This is a genomic window from Streptomyces scabichelini (assembly GCF_011045015.1).
Classification (GTDB): Bacteria; Actinomycetota; Actinomycetes; order Streptomycetales; family Streptomycetaceae; genus Streptomyces; species Streptomyces scabichelini.
In genome coordinates this window covers 18842-36647 of the sequence record NZ_JAAKZY010000100.1, presented here as the reverse complement: position 1 = coordinate 36647, position 17806 = coordinate 18842, and the positions used below count along the sequence as shown (strand labels likewise).

Annotated in this window: 17 protein-coding genes; 16 read left to right on the top strand and 1 reads right to left on the bottom strand. The window is 69.2% G+C overall.

Annotated elements, in window-relative coordinates; genetic code table 11:
• Positions 1–184 precede the first annotated feature (184 nt).
• Genes G5C60_RS27945 through nusB form a run of 3 tightly spaced genes read left to right on the top strand, consistent with a single transcriptional unit; the run spans position 185 to position 2368 of the window.
• Entirely contained in the window at positions 185–1309 is a 1125-nt protein-coding gene (locus G5C60_RS27945) for an aminopeptidase P family protein (protein WP_165263698.1), read from the top strand.
• 58 nt (positions 1310–1367) lie between these two features.
• Positions 1368–1934 carry an elongation factor P gene (gene efp, locus G5C60_RS27940; RefSeq protein ID WP_165263697.1) on the top strand — a complete coding sequence of 189 codons (567 nt, stop codon included), beginning with the start codon at positions 1368–1370 and terminating at the stop codon, positions 1932–1934.
• Positions 1935–1936: 2 nt separating this feature from the next.
• Positions 1937–2368, top strand: coding sequence for a transcription antitermination factor NusB (gene nusB, locus G5C60_RS27935; protein ID WP_165263696.1), 432 nt, complete (start codon positions 1937–1939; stop codon positions 2366–2368).
• A 174-nt stretch (positions 2369–2542) separates the two neighbouring features.
• On the opposite strand, the gene bldD is transcribed toward nusB, so the two are convergent.
• The gene (bldD, locus tag G5C60_RS27930) at positions 2543–3043 is read right to left on the bottom strand and encodes a transcriptional regulator BldD (protein ID WP_033321790.1); all 501 of its coding nucleotides are present in this window, start codon (positions 3041–3043) and stop codon (positions 2543–2545) included.
• Between the two features lie 265 nt (positions 3044–3308).
• On the opposite strand from bldD, the gene pyrR reads away from it, so the two are divergent.
• The 13 genes from pyrR (at position 3309) to metK (ending at position 17781) form a co-directional block, all read left to right on the top strand.
• The gene (gene pyrR / locus G5C60_RS27925; RefSeq protein ID WP_165263695.1) at positions 3309–3881 is read left to right on the top strand and encodes a bifunctional pyr operon transcriptional regulator/uracil phosphoribosyltransferase PyrR; all 573 of its coding nucleotides are present in this window, start codon (positions 3309–3311) and stop codon (positions 3879–3881) included.
• A 123-nt stretch (positions 3882–4004) separates the two neighbouring features.
• Entirely contained in the window at positions 4005–4982 is a 978-nt protein-coding gene (locus G5C60_RS27920; protein WP_165263694.1) for an aspartate carbamoyltransferase catalytic subunit, read from the top strand.
• Positions 4983–4987: 5 nt separating this feature from the next.
• A complete protein-coding gene (locus tag G5C60_RS27915; RefSeq protein ID WP_165263693.1) occupies positions 4988–6283 on the top strand; it encodes a dihydroorotase in 1296 nt (431 codons plus the stop codon).
• Complete coding sequence (locus G5C60_RS27910) at positions 6280–6867, top strand: PH-like domain-containing protein (RefSeq protein WP_165263692.1); 588 nt, start codon at positions 6280–6282, stop codon at positions 6865–6867. Before G5C60_RS27915 ends, G5C60_RS27910 begins: the two co-directional genes overlap by 4 nt.
• Complete coding sequence (carA, locus tag G5C60_RS27905; protein WP_165263691.1) at positions 6864–8006, top strand: glutamine-hydrolyzing carbamoyl-phosphate synthase small subunit; 1143 nt, start codon at positions 6864–6866, stop codon at positions 8004–8006. The genes G5C60_RS27910 and carA overlap by 4 nt, the downstream gene beginning before the upstream one ends.
• Positions 7999–11307, top strand: coding sequence for a carbamoyl-phosphate synthase large subunit (gene carB / locus G5C60_RS27900; RefSeq protein ID WP_165263690.1), 3309 nt, complete (start codon positions 7999–8001; stop codon positions 11305–11307). Before carA ends, carB begins: the two co-directional genes overlap by 8 nt.
• A gap of 74 nt (positions 11308–11381) precedes the next feature.
• The gene (locus G5C60_RS27895; protein WP_165263689.1) at positions 11382–12491 is read left to right on the top strand and encodes a quinone-dependent dihydroorotate dehydrogenase; all 1110 of its coding nucleotides are present in this window, start codon (positions 11382–11384) and stop codon (positions 12489–12491) included.
• A gap of 5 nt (positions 12492–12496) precedes the next feature.
• On the top strand, positions 12497–13351 hold the full coding sequence (pyrF, locus tag G5C60_RS27890) for an orotidine-5'-phosphate decarboxylase (protein WP_165263699.1): 855 nt from the start codon (positions 12497–12499) through the stop codon (positions 13349–13351).
• Between the two features lie 289 nt (positions 13352–13640).
• Positions 13641–13964 carry an integration host factor gene (locus G5C60_RS27885; protein ID WP_005319887.1) on the top strand — a complete coding sequence of 108 codons (324 nt, stop codon included), beginning with the start codon at positions 13641–13643 and terminating at the stop codon, positions 13962–13964.
• A gap of 38 nt (positions 13965–14002) precedes the next feature.
• Positions 14003–14596 (top strand): guanylate kinase, encoded by a 594-nt coding sequence (gmk, locus tag G5C60_RS27880; RefSeq protein ID WP_165263688.1) that lies wholly within the window; start codon positions 14003–14005, stop codon positions 14594–14596.
• Between the two features lie 38 nt (positions 14597–14634).
• A complete protein-coding gene (rpoZ, locus tag G5C60_RS27875) occupies positions 14635–14907 on the top strand; it encodes a DNA-directed RNA polymerase subunit omega (RefSeq protein ID WP_093658262.1) in 273 nt (90 codons plus the stop codon).
• A 136-nt stretch (positions 14908–15043) separates the two neighbouring features.
• On the top strand, positions 15044–16246 hold the full coding sequence (coaBC, locus tag G5C60_RS27870; protein WP_165263687.1) for a bifunctional phosphopantothenoylcysteine decarboxylase/phosphopantothenate--cysteine ligase CoaBC: 1203 nt from the start codon (positions 15044–15046) through the stop codon (positions 16244–16246).
• Positions 16247–16572: 326 nt separating this feature from the next.
• On the top strand, positions 16573–17781 hold the full coding sequence (gene metK / locus G5C60_RS27865) for a methionine adenosyltransferase (RefSeq protein WP_165263686.1): 1209 nt from the start codon (positions 16573–16575) through the stop codon (positions 17779–17781).
• The last annotated feature ends 25 nt before the right edge of the window (positions 17782–17806 follow it).

The window sequence follows — 17806 nt, the reverse complement described above, 5'->3', positions numbered from 1 at the left end:
CGGGCCGTATGCCCACCCTGCGACGGGCTGACGCACCGGCCCACGACCCCGCACCCACCACCGGACCCCAGGGGCGCGGGGAACTGCGCGACAAGCCACAACGAACCCGCAGTCGCCCACGAACCGAACCCACCCGGCCCAACCTGAACCGGCAGCATCCGCCCACCCCTCGTAGGCTCGGGTCATGTCAGAGGTGTACACGGCTCGCCGTGAGCGGCTGCGGGAGCGCTGCACGGCAAGCGGCAGCGCAACCGCGCTGGTGTCCCGCCCCGCCAACGTCCGCTATCTCGCGGGCGCAGCCCCGCCCGGTGCCGTTCTCCTGCTGGGCATGCTGGGCAAGGAAGCAGACCTGCTGCTGTGCACCGGGCCACTCAGCGCCCACCCGGAGGAGGAACGGCCCGACGAAGCCCTGCGGATCCAGTCGCTGCCGGGAGTCGGCGACGGCCGCGGCGACCCGGCCGTCGCCGCGGCCGACCTCGCCGCGGCACAGGGCGCCGAGTCCCTCGCCGTCGAGGAACACCACCTGACCGTGGCCCGCCACAGAGCCATCGGCTCGGTGACACCCCGGCTGCGCCTCACGGACCTCGGCGGCGCCGTCGAGCAACTGCGCGTCATCAAGGACGAGGAGGAGATCTCCTGCCTGCGGATCGGCGCCGAGATCGCCGACCAGGCCCTGAGCGAACTCCTCGAATCGATCCTCGTCGGCCGCACCGAACGCCACCTCGCCCTGGAACTGGAGCGCCGCCTCGTCGACCACGGCGCCGACGGCCCGGCCTTCGCGACCGCGGTCGGTACCGGCCCGAACTCCGGGCGTCGCGGTCACCGCGCCACCGACCGGCGGGTCGAGGAGGGCGACTTCCTCTCCGTATGCCTGGGCGCGGCCTACCGCGGCTACCGCTGCGAGATCGGCCGTACCTTCGTCATCGGCACCTCGCCCGCCGACTGGCAGATCGAGCTGTACGACCTCGTCTTCGCCGCCCAGCGGGCCGGCCGCGAGGCGCTGAGGCCCGGCGCCGCGTACCGCGACGTGGACCGCGCCGCCCGTCAGGTGCTGGACTCCGCGGGGTACGGGCACGGCCTTCCTCCGCTGACCGGACATGGTGTGGGGCTCGAAAACGACGAGGACCCTCGGCTGGCCCCCGCGGCCATGGGTAAACTGGACGCTTGCGTGCCGGTCACCGTCGAACCGGGGGTCCACCTCCCGGGCCGGGGCGGTGTCCGGATCGATGACACGCTCGTCGTACGCCCCGAGGCGGACGGCGGACCCGAGCTACTCACCATCACGACCAAGGAGCTGCTCGCGCTCTAGCTTCGAGCTGTGCGCCTGCCCCGGGGTCGTCCACGTCAGTCCAGGAGATTCCGCAACCGTGGCTTCCACGAACGACCTCAAGAACGGCCTGGTGCTCAAGCTCGAAGGCGGCCAGCTCTGGTCCGTCGTCGAGTTCCAGCACGTCAAGCCCGGCAAGGGCCCGGCCTTCGTGCGCACCAAGCTCAAGAACGTGCTCTCCGGCAAGGTCGTCGACAAGACGTTCAACGCCGGTGTCAAGGTCGAGACGGCCACTGTCGACAAGCGCGACATGCAGTTCTCGTACATGGACGGCGAGTACTTCGTCTTCATGGACATGGAGACCTACGACCAGCTCATGGTCGACCGCAAGGCCGTCGGCGACGCCGCCAACTTCCTCGTCGAGGGCTTCACGGCCACCGTCGCGCAGCACGAGGGCGAGGTGCTCTTCGTCGAGCTGCCGGCCGCCGTCGAGCTGACCGTCCAGGAGACCGAGCCGGGTGTCCAGGGCGACCGCTCCACGGGTGGCACCAAGCCCGCCATCCTGGAGACCGGCCACCAGATCAACGTGCCGCTCTTCATCACCACCGGCGAGAAGATCAAGGTCGACACCCGCACGAGCGACTACCTTGGCCGGGTGAACAGCTAACCGTGGCTGCCCGCAACACGGCCCGCAAGCGCGCCTTCCAGATCCTCTTCGAGGGCGACCAGCGCGACGCGGACGTACTGACAGTCCTCGCGGACTGGATCCGGCATTCCCGGACCGACACCCGGCAGCCGCCGGTGAGCGAGTACACGATGGAGCTGGTCGAGGGCTACGCGAAGAAGGCGCCCCGGATCGATGAGCTCATCGCGCAGTACGCCGTCGGCTGGACGATCGACAGGATGCCGGTCGTCGACCGCAACATCCTGCGTCTTGGTGCCTACGAGCTGATCTGGGTCGACGAGACTCCGGACGCGGTGGTGCTCGACGAGATGGTGCAGCTCGCGAAGGAGTTCTCCACGGACGAGTCGCCGGCCTTCGTGAACGGCATGCTCGGCCGCTTCAAGGACCTGAAGCCGTCGCTGCGCCGGGCCGAGTAGTGCCATAGGCCGTCATAAGTCGTCACGGAGGGCCCGCAGCGCAGGCTGCGGGCCCTCCGGCGTGTTCCTCGTGTTCCCCGCGTACGCGCACAAAAGCGCCGGGGTGGCCGGAGCCCTTTGGCTCCGGCCACCCCGGCGGCACGTTTCTTCACGTCTTCACGAAGTCGACGCGAGTCAGCCCTCCTCGTGGGAGACCGCGCGGCGCGCATCCGCGTCCAGGACGCCCCAGTTGATCAGCTGCTCGGTGAGGACCGAGGGGGACTGGTCGTAGATGACGGCGAGGGTGCGCAGGTCGTCCTGGCGGATCGACAGGACCTTGCCGTTGTAGTCGCCGCGCTGGGACTGGATCGTGGCCGCATACCGCTGCAGCGGGCCCGCCTTCTCGGCGGGGACGTGGGCCAGCCGCTCCAGGTCCAGGACCAGCTTCGGCGGCGGCTCGGCGGCGCCACCCGGCGTGGTGCCCGGCAGCAGCTCCTGCACCGGTACGCCGTAGAAGTCCGCCAGCTCGGCGAGGCGCTGCACGGTCACGGCACGGTCGCCGCGCTCGTACGAACCGACCACGACCGCCTTCCAGCGTCCCTGGGACTTCTCCTCGACGCCGTGGAGGGAAAGGCCCTGCTGGGTACGGATCGCGCGGAGCTTGGCCCCGAGCTGTTTGGCGTATTCGCTGGACATATAGCTCCCCGGACACTGTGTCGACGTGCGGTTTTGCCGCGCGGCTGGTGACTCACTGTGAGGTTACGCAGCGTTACTCTCCCCCGTCAAGCCGAATGGTCCGGACCGACCCGTCTGTGGGAGTCACGGACGGGTGATACCAAGGGGTGACCCGAGTGACACCAGGGGAGTGATCAGGGCCGTTGCCGGGCTGGTACCGTTGGTGGCGCAATTCCGACGTCCTTTAAGGTCCGTCCCGTGAGGCGGAGAAGGAGGTCCGTCTCGTATGGACTCGCAACAGTCCGATGCCCGGCCCGTGCTTGAAGGCCCGGACATCGCGCGGGTACTGACCCGCATCGCCCACGAGATCGTCGAGCGCGCCAAGGGCGCCGACGACGTGGTGCTTCTCGGCATTCCGACGCGGGGAGTCTTCCTCGCCCAGCGGCTCGCCGCCAAGCTCGAGGAGATCACCGACCGCAAGATCCCGGTCGGCTCGCTCGACATCACGATGTACCGCGACGACCTGCGCATGCACCCGCCGCGTGCACTGGCCCGCACCGACATCCCAGGTGACGGCATCGACGGCCGTCTGGTCGTCCTCGTCGACGACGTGCTCTTCTCCGGCCGTACCATCCGCGCCGCGCTCGACGCGCTGAACGACATCGGCCGTCCGCGCGCCGTGCAGCTCGCGGTGCTCGTCGACCGCGGCCACCGCGAACTCCCCATCCGCGCCGACTACGTCGGCAAGAACCTCCCCACGTCGCTGCGGGAGACGGTCAAGGTCCAGCTCGCCGAGGAGGACGGTCGCGACACCGTGCTGCTCGGCGCGAAGCAGCCCTCACCGGGCGCGCAGCAGTAGCACTCCGGCGTACGTCTTCCTGCCGTAAGCCCCCGAGTGCGCCTCCGCGTGTCCGCCTGCCCGGCTGCGACCTCCCGCCGGGCCCTCGCCTCCCGAACTGAACTGCCTTACGGAGCCTGACAGATGCAGCGTCATCTCATCTCGGCCGCCGACCTCACCCGCGACGACACCATCCTGATCCTCGACACCGCCGAGGAGATGGCCCGGGTCGCCGACCGGCCGATCAAGAAACTGCCGACCCTGCGCGGCCGCACCGTCGTCAACCTCTTCTTCGAGGACTCGACCCGTACCCGGATCTCCTTCGAGGCCGCCGAGAAGCGCCTCTCCGCGGACGTCATCAACTTCACCGCCAAGGGGTCCAGCGTCTCCAAGGGCGAGTCCTTGAAGGACACCGCCCAGACTCTGGAGGCGATGGGCGTCGACGCCGTCGTCATCCGGCACGGCGCCTCCGGAGCCCCGTACCGCCTCGCGACCTCGGGCTGGATCGACGCCGCCGTCATCAACGCCGGCGACGGCACCCACCAGCACCCCACCCAGGCCCTGCTCGACGCCTTCACCATGCGGCGCCGCCTCGTCGGACGGGACGCCGGGCTCGGCCAGGACCTGGCGGGCAAGCGCATCACGCTCGTCGGTGACGTCCTGCACAGCCGGGTCGCCCGCTCGAACGTCGACCTGTTGCACACCCTCGGCGCCGAGGTCACCCTCGTCGCCCCGCCCACCCTGCTGCCGGTCGGCATCGAGAGCTGGCCCTGCGAGATCTCGTACGACCTCGACAGCACGCTGTCCAAGTCCGACGCCGTGATGCTGCTGCGCGTCCAGCGTGAGCGGATGAACGCGGCCTTCTTCCCGACCGAGCGCGAGTACTCGCGGCGCTACGGCCTCGACGGCGACCGCATGGCGCGGATGCCCGAGCACGCCATCGTGATGCACCCGGGACCGATGGTCCGCGGCATGGAGATCACCGCCGAGGTCGCCGACTCCGACCGCTGCACCGCCATCGAGCAGGTCGCCAACGGCGTCTCGATCCGCATGGCGGTCCTGTACCTGCTCCTGGGCGGCAACGAGCCCGCCGTCACCCACACCCGTACCGAGGAGAAGTAGGCAAGATGAGCAAGATCCTTATTCGTGGTGCGAAGGTGCTCGGCGGCGAGCCGCAGGACGTCCTGATCGACGGCGACACCATCGTCGAGGTCGGTGTCGGGCTCCCCGCCGAGGCCGCCGAAGGCGCCGAAGTCGTCGAGGCCGGCGGCAAGGTACTCCTTCCGGGCCTCGTCGACCTGCACACTCATCTGCGCGAGCCCGGGCGTGAGGACTCCGAGACCGTCCTGACCGGTACGCGGGCTGCCGCGAGCGGCGGTTACACGACCGTGTTCGCCATGGCCAACACCTTCCCGGTCGCCGACACCGCCGGTGTGGTCGAGCAGGTCTACCGGCTCGGTCAGCAGCACGGCTACTGCGACGTGCAGCCCATCGGAGCCGTCACGGTCGGCCTGGAGGGCAAGAAGCTCGCCGAGCTGGGCGCGATGCACGAGTCGGCGGCCGGAGTCACGGTCTTCTCCGACGACGGCAAGTGCGTGGACGACGCCGTGATCATGCGGCGGGCGCTGGAATACGTGAAGGCCTTCGGCGGCGTCGTCGCCCAGCACGCGCAGGAGCCGCGGCTGACCGAGGGGGCCCAGATGAACGAGGGCGTCGTCTCGGCCGAGCTGGGGCTCGGCGGCTGGCCCGCGGTGGCCGAGGAATCGATCATCGCCCGGGATGTCCTCCTCGCCGAGCACGTCGGGTCCCGCGTCCACATCTGCCACCTCTCGACCGCCGGTTCGGTCGAGATCGTGCGCTGGGCCAAGTCCCGCGGCATCGACGTGACCGCCGAGGTCACCCCGCACCACCTGCTCCTGACCGACGAGCTGGTCCGCTCGTACAACCCGGTCTACAAGGTCAACCCGCCGCTGCGCACCGAGCGCGACGTGCTGGCCCTGCGCGAGGCGCTCGCCGACGGCACGATCGACATCGTCGCCACCGACCACGCCCCGCACCCGCACGAGGACAAGGACTGCGAGTGGGCCGCGGCCGCCATGGGCATGGTCGGCCTGGAGACCGCGCTGTCCGTGGTCCAGCAGACGATGGTCGACAGCGGGCTCCTCGACTGGGCCGGCGTCGCGGACCGTATGTCCTTCAAGCCCGCCCGGATCGGCCGGGCGAAGGGACACGGCCGCCCCGTCTCGGCAGGTGAGCCCGCCAACCTCACGCTCGTCGATCCGGCATACCGTGGAGCCGTGGACCCCACGGGCTTCGCGTCGCGCAGCCGCAACACTCCGTACGAGGGTCGTGAGCTGCCGGGCCGTGTCACGCACACGTGGCTCCGGGGCCGCGCCACGCTCGTCGACGGGAAGCTCGCGTGACACCTCTGACGCATCTGACGTACGCCGCGGAACAGAAGTCTGCGGAAGTGACCGACTGGGCCGCTCGCGTCGGCTGGCTCGTGGGCCTCGCACTCTTCGTCGCCCTCGTCTACTGGCTGATGCGCGAGGGCTGGAAGTGGCGCGGCACGCTCCAGGGCGACCTGCCCGAGCTGCCCCAGGCCCCGGACGAGCCCGGTCCGGTGAAGCTGACTGTGTTGTCGATGAGTGGCCGCTACCACGGCTCGACCACCGCCGGGCAGTGGCTCGACCGCATCGTGGCGCACGGCCTGGGCACCCGCAGCCGGGTCGAACTCACGCTGACGGAGGCGGGACTGGATGTAGTACGCCCCGGAGCGGCCGACTTCTTCGTGCCTCTTGAGGCGCTGCGTGAGGCCCGGCTCGACAAGGGCATCGCGGGCAAGGTCCTCACCGAGGGCGGCCTGCTGATCGTCACCTGGGAGCACGGCGACCGGCTGCTCGACTCCGGGTTCCGCTCCGACCACGCGGCCGAGCACAACGAGTGGGTCGAGACCCTGAACCAGATGATCAACAAGGACAGCAACACGACGGAAGGCGCACGATGACCACCTCCACCAGGGGAGCCTCCAAAACTCCCGCCGTACTCGTCCTGGAGGACGGCCGGATCTTCCGCGGCCGCGCCTACGGGGCCGTGGGGGTGACCTTCGGAGAGGCCGTGTTCTCCACCGGGATGACCGGCTACCAGGAGACCCTCACCGACCCGTCGTACCACCGCCAGGTCGTCGTGATGACCGCCCCGCACGTCGGCAACACCGGCGTCAACGACGAGGACCCCGAGTCGAAGCGGATCTGGGTCGCGGGCTATGTCGTACGCGACCCCGCGCGCGTGCCCTCCAACTGGCGCTCCCGCCGCTCGCTCGACGAGGAGCTCGACCGGCAGGACATCGTCGGGATCTCCGGCGTCGACACCCGGGCGCTCACCCGCCATCTGCGCGAGCGCGGCGCCATGCGCGTCGGCATCTTCTCCGGGAACGCGCTGCCCGACGAGGGCACCATGCTCGCCGAGGTGCGCCAGGCCCCCGAGATGAAGGGCGCCAGCCTCTACGAGGAGGTCGCCACGACGGAGACGTACGTCGTCCCCGCCATCGGCGAGAAGAAGTTCACCGTCGCCGCCGTGGACCTCGGCATCAAGGGCATGACCCCGCACCGGATGGCCGAGCGCGGTATCGAGGTGCATGTGCTGCCCGCCACCGCGACCGCCGAGGACATCTACGCCGTGAACCCCGACGGGGTGTTCTTCTCCAACGGGCCCGGTGACCCGGAGAAGGCCGAGCACCCGGTCTCCGTGATGCGTTCCGTGCTCGAGCGCGAGACCCCGCTCTTCGGGATCTGCTTCGGCAACCAGATCCTGGGCCGAGCGCTCGGCTTCGGCACGTACAAGCTGAAGTACGGCCACCGGGGCATCAACCAGCCCGTGCAGGACCGTACGACCGGCAAGGTCGAGGTCACCGCGCACAACCACGGGTTCGCCGTCGACGCGCCGCTCGACCGCGTCAGCGACACCCCCTACGGACGTGCCGAGGTCTCCCACGTCTGTCTGAACGACCAGGTCGTCGAGGGGCTTCAGCTGCTCGACCGGCCGGCGTTCAGCGTCCAGTACCACCCCGAAGCGGCAGCGGGCCCGCACGACGCCGCCTACCTGTTCGACCGCTTCGTATCCCTGATGGAGGGCCAGCGTGCCTAAGCGCACCGATATCCAGTCCGTCCTGGTCATCGGCTCCGGCCCGATCGTCATCGGCCAGGCCGCCGAGTTCGACTACTCCGGCACGCAGGCCTGCCGCGTCCTCAAGGCCGAGGGCCTGCGGGTGATCCTCGTCAACTCCAACCCGGCGACGATCATGACGGATCCTGAGATCGCCGACGCGACGTATGTCGAGCCGATCACCCCGGAGTTCGTCGAGAAGATCATCGCCAAGGAGCGGCCGGATGCCCTGCTGCCCACCCTGGGTGGCCAGACGGCCCTCAACACGGCCATCTCGCTGCACGAGTCCGGATCGCTCGACAAGTACGGCGTCGAGCTGATCGGCGCCAACGTCGAGGCGATCAACAAGGGTGAGGACCGCGATCTCTTCAAGGAGGTCGTGGAGGCGGTGCGCGCGAAGATCGGGCACGGCGAGTCCGCCCGGTCGTACATCTGCCACTCCATGGACGACGTGCTGAAGGGCGTCGAGCAGCTCGGCGGTTACCCGGTCGTCGTCCGGCCCTCCTTCACCATGGGCGGCGCCGGTTCCGGCTTCGCGCACGACGAGGACGAGCTGCGCCGCATCGCCGGTCAGGGCCTCACGCTCTCGCCGACCACCGAGGTGCTCCTGGAGGAGTCGATCCTCGGCTGGAAGGAGTACGAACTGGAGCTGATGCGCGACAAGCACGACAACGTCGTGGTCGTCTGCTCCATCGAGAACTTCGACCCGATGGGCGTGCACACCGGCGACTCGATCACCGTCGCCCCGGCGATGACGCTCACCGACCGCGAGTACCAGATCCTGCGCGACATCGGCATCGCCGTCATCCGCGAGGTCGGCGTCGACACCGGCGGCTGCAACATCCAGTTCGCGGTGAACCCCGAGGACGGCAGGGTCATCGTCATCGAGATGAACCCCCGGGTGTCCCGGTCGTCCGCCCTCGCCTCCAAGGCGACCGGCTTCCCGATCGCCAAGATCGCCGCGAAGCTCGCCGTCGGCTACACACTGGACGAGATCCCGAACGACATCACCGAGCAGACACCGGCGTCCTTCGAGCCGACGCTCGACTACGTCGTCGTGAAGGCGCCCCGCTTCGCCTTCGAGAAGTTCCCGCAGGCCGACTCGACGCTGACCACGACCATGAAGTCGGTCGGCGAGGCCATGGCCATCGGCCGCAACTTCACCGAGGCGCTGCAGAAGGCGCTGCGGTCGCTGGAGAAGAAGGGCTCGCAGTTCACGTTCGTCGGCGAGCCCGGCGACAAAAAGGCCCTCCTGGAGGAGGCGATCAGGCCGACCGACGGGCGCATCAACTCCGTCATGCAGGCCATCCGCGCGGGCGCGACCCAGGAGGAGGTCTTCGAGGCGACGAAGATCGACCCGTGGTTCGTCGACCAGATGTTCCTCATCAAGGAGATCGCGGACGAGCTGGCCGCGGCCGACAGGCTGGACCCGTCCCTGCTGGCCGAGGCCAAGCGGCACGGCTTCTCCGACGTCCAGATCGCCGAGATCCGCGGTCTGCGCGAGGACGTCGTCCGCGAGGTACGGCACGCGCTGGGCGTGCGCCCGGTCTACAAGACGGTCGACACCTGCGCCGCCGAGTTCGCGGCGAAGACGCCGTACTTCTACTCCTCGTACGACGAGGAGAGCGAGGTCGCCTCGCGCGAGAAGCCCGCGGTGATCATTCTGGGCTCCGGGCCCAACCGCATCGGCCAGGGCATCGAGTTCGACTACTCCTGCGTCCACGCCTCCTTCGCGCTCAGCGACGCCGGGTACGAGACGGTGATGGTCAACTGCAACCCGGAGACCGTCTCCACGGACTACGACACCTCCGACCGCCTGTACTTCGAGCCGCTCACGCTCGAAGACGTGCTGGAGATCGTGCACGCGGAGTCGCTGGCCGGGCCGATCGCGGGTGTGATCGTGCAGCTCGGCGGCCAGACCCCGCTGGGCCTGTCGCAGGCGCTGAAGGACAACGGCGTGCCGGTCGTCGGCACACCCCCCGAGGCCATCCACGCCGCCGAGGACCGCGGCGCCTTCGGCCGGGTGCTCGCCGAGGCGGGGCTGCCGGCCCCCAAACACGGCACCGCGACGACCTTCGAGGGAGCCAAGGCAATCGCGGACGAGATCGGCTACCCCGTCCTCGTACGGCCGTCGTACGTGCTCGGCGGCCGGGGCATGGAGATCGTGTACGACGAGGCGCGCCTGGAGGCGTACATCGCCGAGTCGACCGAGATCTCCCCGTCGCGCCCGGTCCTCGTCGACCGCTTCCTCGACGACGCGATCGAGATCGACGTGGACGCGCTGTACGACGGCCACGAGCTGTACCTCGGCGGTGTCATGGAGCACATCGAGGAGGCCGGCATCCACTCCGGCGACTCGGCGTGCGCGCTGCCGCCGATCACGCTGGGTGGCTTCGACATCAAGCGGCTGCGGGCCTCGACGGAGGCCATCGCAAAGGGGGTTGGCGTCCGCGGACTGATCAACATCCAGTTCGCGATGGCCGGGGACATCCTGTACGTCCTCGAAGCCAACCCGCGTGCCTCCCGCACCGTCCCCTTCACCTCCAAGGCGACCGCGGTGCCGCTCGCGAAGGCCGCCGCCCGGATCTCGCTGGGCTCGACCATCGCCGAGCTCCGCGCCGAAGGGCTGCTCCCGGCGAACGGCGACGGCGGCACGCTGCCGCTCGACGCGCCGATCTCCGTCAAGGAGGCCGTCATGCCGTGGTCGCGCTTCCGCGACATCCACGGGCGCGGCGTCGACACGATCCTCGGCCCGGAGATGCGCTCCACCGGCGAAGTCATGGGCATCGACTCGGTGTTCGGCACGGCCTACGCCAAGTCCCAGGCGGGCGCGTACGGCCCGCTGCCGACCAAGGGCCGCGCCTTCATCTCCGTCGCCAACCGCGACAAGCGCTCGATGATCTTCCCGGCGCGTGAACTGGTCGCCCACGGCTTCGAGTTGCTCGCCACGTCCGGTACGGCCGAGGTGCTCAAGCGTAACGGCATCAACGCCACCGTCGTACGCAAGCAGAGCGAGGGCACCGGCCCGAACGGCGAGCGGACGATCGTCCAGCTCATCCACGAGGGCGAGGTCGACCTCATCGTCAACACGCCGTACGGCACCGGTGGCCGCCTCGACGGCTATGACATCCGTACGGCCGCCGTGGCGCGCTCCGTGCCGTGCCTGACGACGGTCCAGGCGCTCGCGGCAGCGGTACAGGGCATCGACGCGCTCAACCACGGGGACGTCGGGGTCCGTTCGCTCCAGGAACACGCGGAACACCTGACCGCGGCCCGCGACTGATCACCAGGGGGACACCGGAAACGGTGTCCCCCTCCGCATGAGGACTCATGCGGCTTCACGAGGACACTTCAGACATGTACAAGCTGTTCTTCCGGCTGGTCTTCCGACGCATGGACCCGGAGCAGGCCCACCACCTCGCCTTCCGCTGGATCCGCCTCGCGGTCCGCCTCCCTGTGCTGCGGACGTTCATCGCCGCCGTGCTCGCTCCCCGCTACAAGGAGCTGCGCACCGAGGCGTTCGGGCTGCGGATGCACGGGCCGTTCGGGCTCGCGGCGGGCTTCGACAAGAACGCGCTCGCTGTCGACGGGATGTCGATGCTCGGCTTCGACCACATCGAGATCGGTACGGTCACGGGGGAGGCGCAGCCCGGCAATCCGCGCAAGCGGCTGTTCCGGCTCGTCCCCGACCGCGCGCTGATCAACCGCATGGGGTTCAACAACGAGGGCTCGGCCGCGGTCGCCGAGCGCCTGGCTTCTCGTACGCCCGTGTTCAGGACCGTCTTGGGCGTGAACATCGGCAAGACGAAGGTCGTCCCGGAGGCCGAGGCCGCCGCCGACTATGTGAGGTCGACGGAGCGGCTCGCCCGGTACGCCGACTACCTGGTGGTCAACGTCTCCTCGCCGAACACGCCCGGCCTGCGGAACCTTCAGGCGGTGGATCATCTGCGGCCGCTGCTGAGCGCTGTCCGCGAGGCCGCCGACCGTGCCGTGACCGACCGGCGCGTACCGCTTCTCGTCAAGATCGCCCCCGACCTCGCGGACGAGGACGTCGACGCCGTCGCCGACCTCGCCGTCGAACTCGGCCTGGACGGGATCATCGCCACGAACACGACCATCGCGCGCGAGAGGCTCGGTTTGAAATCCGAACCCTCGCTGGTCGAGGAGGTCGGCGGACTCTCCGGCGCACCGCTGAAATCGCGCTCCCTGGAGGTGCTGCGTCGTCTCTACGCGCGCGTGGGCGACGACATCACGCTCGTGGGCGTCGGTGGCATCGAGAACGCCGAGGACGCCTGGCAGCGCATTCTCGCCGGTGCCACCCTGGTCCAGGGCTACAGCGCCTTCGTCTACGAGGGCCCTTTCTGGAGTCGCGCGATCCACAAGGGGCTCGCCGCACGCCTTCGTACGAGCCCGTACGCCACCGTCGCCGACGCGGTCGGCGCCGACGTGAGGAAGACCGCAGTATGAGCAGCATGAGTGCTCTGGAGCCCTTCGGCGCCCGTCTGCGCCGTGTCATGGACGAGCGGGGCCCGCTGTGTGTCGGGATCGACCCGCACGCCTCGCTGCTCACCGCCTGGGGCCTGAACGACGACATCGCGGGCCTGGAGCGCTTCAGCCGCACGGTCGTCGAGGCACTGGCCGACCGGGTCGCCGTACTGAAGCCGCAGAGCGCGTTCTTCGAGCGCTTCGGGTCGCGTGGCATCGCCGTACTGGAGAAGTCCGTCGAGGAGGCGCGGGCCGCCGGGGCGCTGGTCGTCATGGACGCCAAGCGCGGCGACATCGGCTCGACCATGGCCGCGTACGCCGAGACCTTCCTGCGCAAGGGCGCCCCGCTCTTCTCCGACGCGCTCACCGTCTCGCCCTACCTCGGCTACGGATCGCTGAAGCCCGCCGTCGAGCTCGCGCGTGAGAGCGGTGCCGGGCTGTTCGTCCTCGCGCTCACCTCCAACCCGGAGGGCGGCGAGGTGCAGCACGCGGTACGGCCCGAGGACGCGGCCGGCCGGAACGTCGGCGCGACGATGCTCGCGCACCTCGCCGAGGAGAACGCGGGGGAGACCCCGATGGGGTCCTTCGGTGCGGTCGTGGGCGCCACGCTCGGCGATCTCTCCTCGTACGACCTCGACATCAACGGGCCGCTCCTCGCGCCCGGCATCGGTGCCCAGGGCGCGACCCCGGCCGATCTTCCGGGCGTCTTCGGGTCGGCGGTGCGTCAGGTGGTGCCCAACGTCAGCCGGGGTGTCCTGCGCAACGGGCCCGATGCAAGGGCGCTACGCGCGTCCGCGGCGCGGTTCGCGGAGGAGATCAGGGCGGCTGTGGCGGCGGCCTAGCGCCGTCGACGAGGTCCTGGCAGACGTCCCACGTCTGAATACATCCTCAAATCCGGAGCATTATGTCCCGAATGTCGGGTTCAATGGAGGCTGACCAGGACTTTTCCGCTGTTCTCGCTGACTCCAGCCGACTTGGCCGCTAGTCTCCGACGAGTGGGGGCACCTCCCACACTTTTAAGGCAGTGGGGGAGGACGGGCAAGAAGCGTTGCTCGTTGCTCCCCAGGTGTGGGGCGACTAGGTTCCTCACCGGTCCGTATCCGACAGTTCGACATCCGAGGTGACGTAGGCGTGGCTCTTCCGCCCCTTACCCCTGAACAGCGCGCAGCCGCGCTCGAAAAGGCCGCCGCGGCTCGCCGGGAGCGGGCCGAGGTCAAGAATCGACTCAAGCACTCCGGCGCCTCCCTTCACGAGGTCATCAAGCAGGGCCAGGAGAACGACGTCATCGGCAAGATGAAGGTCTCCGCTCTCCTGGAGTCCCTGCCGGGCGTGGGCAAGGTCCGCGCCAAGCAGATCATGGAGCGACTCGGGATCTCCGAGAGCCGCCGTGTGCGTGGCCTCGGCTCCAACCAGATCGCGTCTCTTGAGCGCGAGTTCGGCGGCGGTGCCGCCTGACGTTCTCGGGCACTCCTGAGAACCTGGATAATCGCTGCATGGCTGCAACATCCCGGGGGACGACCCCCGTACCCCCGGAATCACGTCCGCGGCTGACCGTGCTCTCCGGCCCCTCAGGGGTCGGCAAGAGCACGGTCGTCGCTCATATGCGCAAGGAACACCCCGAGGTCTGGCTCTCGGTGTCGGCGACGACCCGCAAACCGCGCCCCGGTGAGAGGCATGGCGTCCAGTACTTCTTCGTCAGCGACGAGGAGATGGACAAGCTGATCGCCAACGGCGAGCTTCTCGAATGGGCGGAGTTCGCCGGCAACCGCTACGGGACCCCACGGGGTGCCGTGCTGCAGCGGCTGGAGGCAGGCGAGCCCGTCCTGCTGGAGATCGACCTCCAGGGCGCGCGCCTGGTCCGCGAGTCGATGCCGGAAGCCCAGCTGGTGTTCCTGGCTCCTCCTTCCTGGGAGGAGCTGGTGCGCAGACTCACCGGGCGGGGCACCGAGCCGCCCGAGGTGATCGAGCGCCGGCTGGCCGCCGCGAAGATCGAGCTGGCGGCCGAGTCGGAGTTCGACATCACCCTGGTCAACACCTCCGTCGAGGATGTGGCGCGTGAGCTGCTAGTCTTGATGGACGTAGTGTGATCGTTTTCGATCTCATCCCACCTTTCGGAAGGTAGAGCGTGTCCTCTTCCATGACCGCGCCCGAGGGCATCATCAACCCGCCGATCGACGAGCTCCTCGAGGCCACCGACTCGAAGTACAGCCTCGTGATCTACGCGGCCAAGCGGGCCCGTCAGATCAACGCGTACTACTCGCAGCTCGGCGAGGGCCTTCTCGAGTACGTCGGTCCGCTCGTGGACACGCACGTCCACGAGAAGCCGCTCTCGATCGCCCTGCGTGAGATCAACGCGGGTCTGCTGACCTCCGAGGCCGTTGAGGGCCCGGCGCAGTAAGTAGCGCACAGTAAGTAATATCTGCAGATTGCAGCAGGCTTTTCCACAGGCCCGGCAGCCCGGCTGTCGGGCCTGTGGTGTGTCATGAGTACATACACGTTTGCATGCGCAGGCGAGCCGAGCCCGGGGAGAAACGGTGGACAAGCCGAAGGTCGTGCTGGGGGTCAGCGGCGGCATCGCCGCGTACAAGGCGTGCGAGCTGCTGCGCCGGCTGACCGAATCAGGGCATGACGTCCGCGTCGTACCGACCGAGTCGGCGCTCCACTTCGTCGGCGCGGCGACCTGGTCCGCGCTCTCCGGGCATCCCGTCTCGACGGAGGTCTGGTCCGATGTGCACGAGGTCCCGCACGTCCGCATCGGCCAGGAGGCCGACCTGGTGGTCGTCGCCCCCGCCACCGCGGACATGCTGGCGAAGGCGGCGCACGGCCTGGCCGACGACCTGCTGACCAACACCCTGCTCACCGCCCGCTGTCCGGTGGTCCTCGCCCCCGCCATGCACACCGAGATGTGGGAACACCCGGCCACACAGGAGAACGTCGCGACGCTGCGCCGCCGTGGCGCCGTCGTCATCGAGCCCGCAGTGGGCCGCCTGACGGGCGTCGACACGGGCAAGGGCCGACTGCCGGAGCCCGGGGAGATCTTCGAGGTCTGCCGCCGGGTGCTGGCGCGCGGGGCCGTGGTCCCCGATCTGGCGGGCCGCCATGTCGTGGTCAGCGCCGGTGGCACGCGCGAGCCGCTCGACCCCGTCCGCTTCCTCGGCAACCGCTCCTCCGGCAAGCAGGGGTACGCCCTCGCGCGCACGGCGGCGGCCCGGGGCGCCCGGGTCACGCTGATCGCCGCGAACACCGCGCTGCCGGACCCGGCGGGCGTGGACGTGGTGCCGGTCGGCACGGCCGTGCAGCTGCGTGAGGCGGTGCTGAAGGCCGCCGCGGACGCCGACGCGGTGGTGATGGCGGCCGCCGTCGCCGACTTCCGCCCTGCGGTGTACGCGGCCGGAAAGATCAAGAAGAAGGACAGCCAGGACCCGGAACCGATCACCCTGGTCCGCAATCCGGACATCCTCGCCGAGATTTCCACCGAGCGCGCCCGCTCCGGCCAGGTGATCGTCGGCTTCGCCGCCGAGACGGACGACGTCCTGGTCAACGGGCGGACGAAGCTGGAGCGCAAGGGGTGCGATCTCCTCGTGGTGAACGAGGTGGGGGAACGCAAGACCTTCGGCTCGGAGGAGAACGAGGCGATCGTGCTCGGCGCCGACGGCAGCGAGACTCCCGTACCGTACGGGCCCAAGGAAGCTCTGGCGGAGACGGTGTGGGATCTCGTGACGCACCGCCTGGCGTGACGCACCGCCTGGAGTGAATGTCCCATTCGTTGCGGAGTGCGTTCCGGAGTGAATGTCTCATTCGCTTCATCAGGCGTTCCGCCGGGTCCTCAAGACCGTCGAATCGGGCCCCTCAAAACCGGCGAATTCGTGCGTGAGCGACTGCCGGAGACCTAGTGTCGCTGGGCAGAATGCCTGTGCCGCAGGTCACAGCTCTCCCGAGTCGCGAGACGGGGTAGACCCGCGGCCGGGCGTGACCGATAAACTAACCCCGGACGACAGCGGGCGCAGCCCCCGATCCGTCCACCAATGATCAGCCAGCAGCCGCTGCAACCCCAGGGAGCGTTGTGTCCCGTCGTCTGTTCACCTCGGAGTCTGTGACCGAAGGTCACCCCGACAAGATCGCTGACCAGATCAGCGACACCATTCTCGATGCGCTTCTGCGCGAGGACCCGAAGTCCCGGGTCGCCGTGGAGACGCTGATCACGACCGGCCTCGTGCACGTGGCCGGCGAGGTCACGACCAAGGCGTACGCCCCGATCGCGCAGCTGGTGCGCGACAAGATCCTCGAGATCGGTTACGACTCCTCGAAGAAGGGCTTCGACGGCGCCTCCTGTGGTGTGTCGGTGTCGATCGGCGCTCAGTCCCCGGACATCGCGCAAGGCGTCGACACGGCGTACGAGACGCGTGTCGAGGGCGACGAGGACGAGCTGGACAAGCAGGGCGCGGGCGACCAGGGCCTGATGTTCGGTTACGCGACCGACGAGACGCCCGAGTTGATGCCGCTGCCGATCCACCTGGCGCACCGTCTGTCCAAGCGCCTCTCCGAGGTCCGCAAGAACGGGACGATCCCCTACCTGCGTCCGGACGGCAAGACGCAGGTCACCATCGAGTACGACGGCGACAAGGCCGTCCGCCTCGACACGGTGGTCGTCTCCTCGCAGCACGCCCAGGACATCGACCTGGACTCGCTCCTGGCCCCCGACATCCGCGAGTTCGTGGTCGAGCCGGAGCTCAAGGCCCTGCTGGACGACGGCATCAAGCTGGACACCGAGGGCTACCGTCTGCTGGTGAACCCCACCGGCCGCTTCGAGATCGGCGGCCCGATGGGTGACGCCGGTCTGACCGGCCGCAAGATCATCATCGACACGTACGGCGGCATGGCCCGCCACGGCGGCGGCGCCTTCTCCGGCAAGGACCCGTCCAAGGTGGACCGTTCGGCCGCGTACGCGATGCGCTGGGTCGCCAAGAACGTCGTAGCGGCCGGCCTCGCCACCCGCTGCGAGGTCCAGGTCGCCTACGCCATCGGCAAGGCCGAGCCGGTCGGTCTCTTCGTCGAGACCTTCGGCACCGCCAAGATCGACGCCGAGAAGATCGAAAAGGCGATCAGCGAGGTCTTCGACCTCCGCCCCGCCGCGATCATCCGCGACCTCGACCTGCTGCGCCCGATCTACGCGCAGACCGCGGCGTACGGTCACTTCGGGCGGGCGCTGGACGACTTCACTTGGGAGCGCACCGACCGGGTGGACGCGCTTCGGGCGGCTGTGGGGCTGTAGGCCCCTACTCCTCTAGGCACTGCGC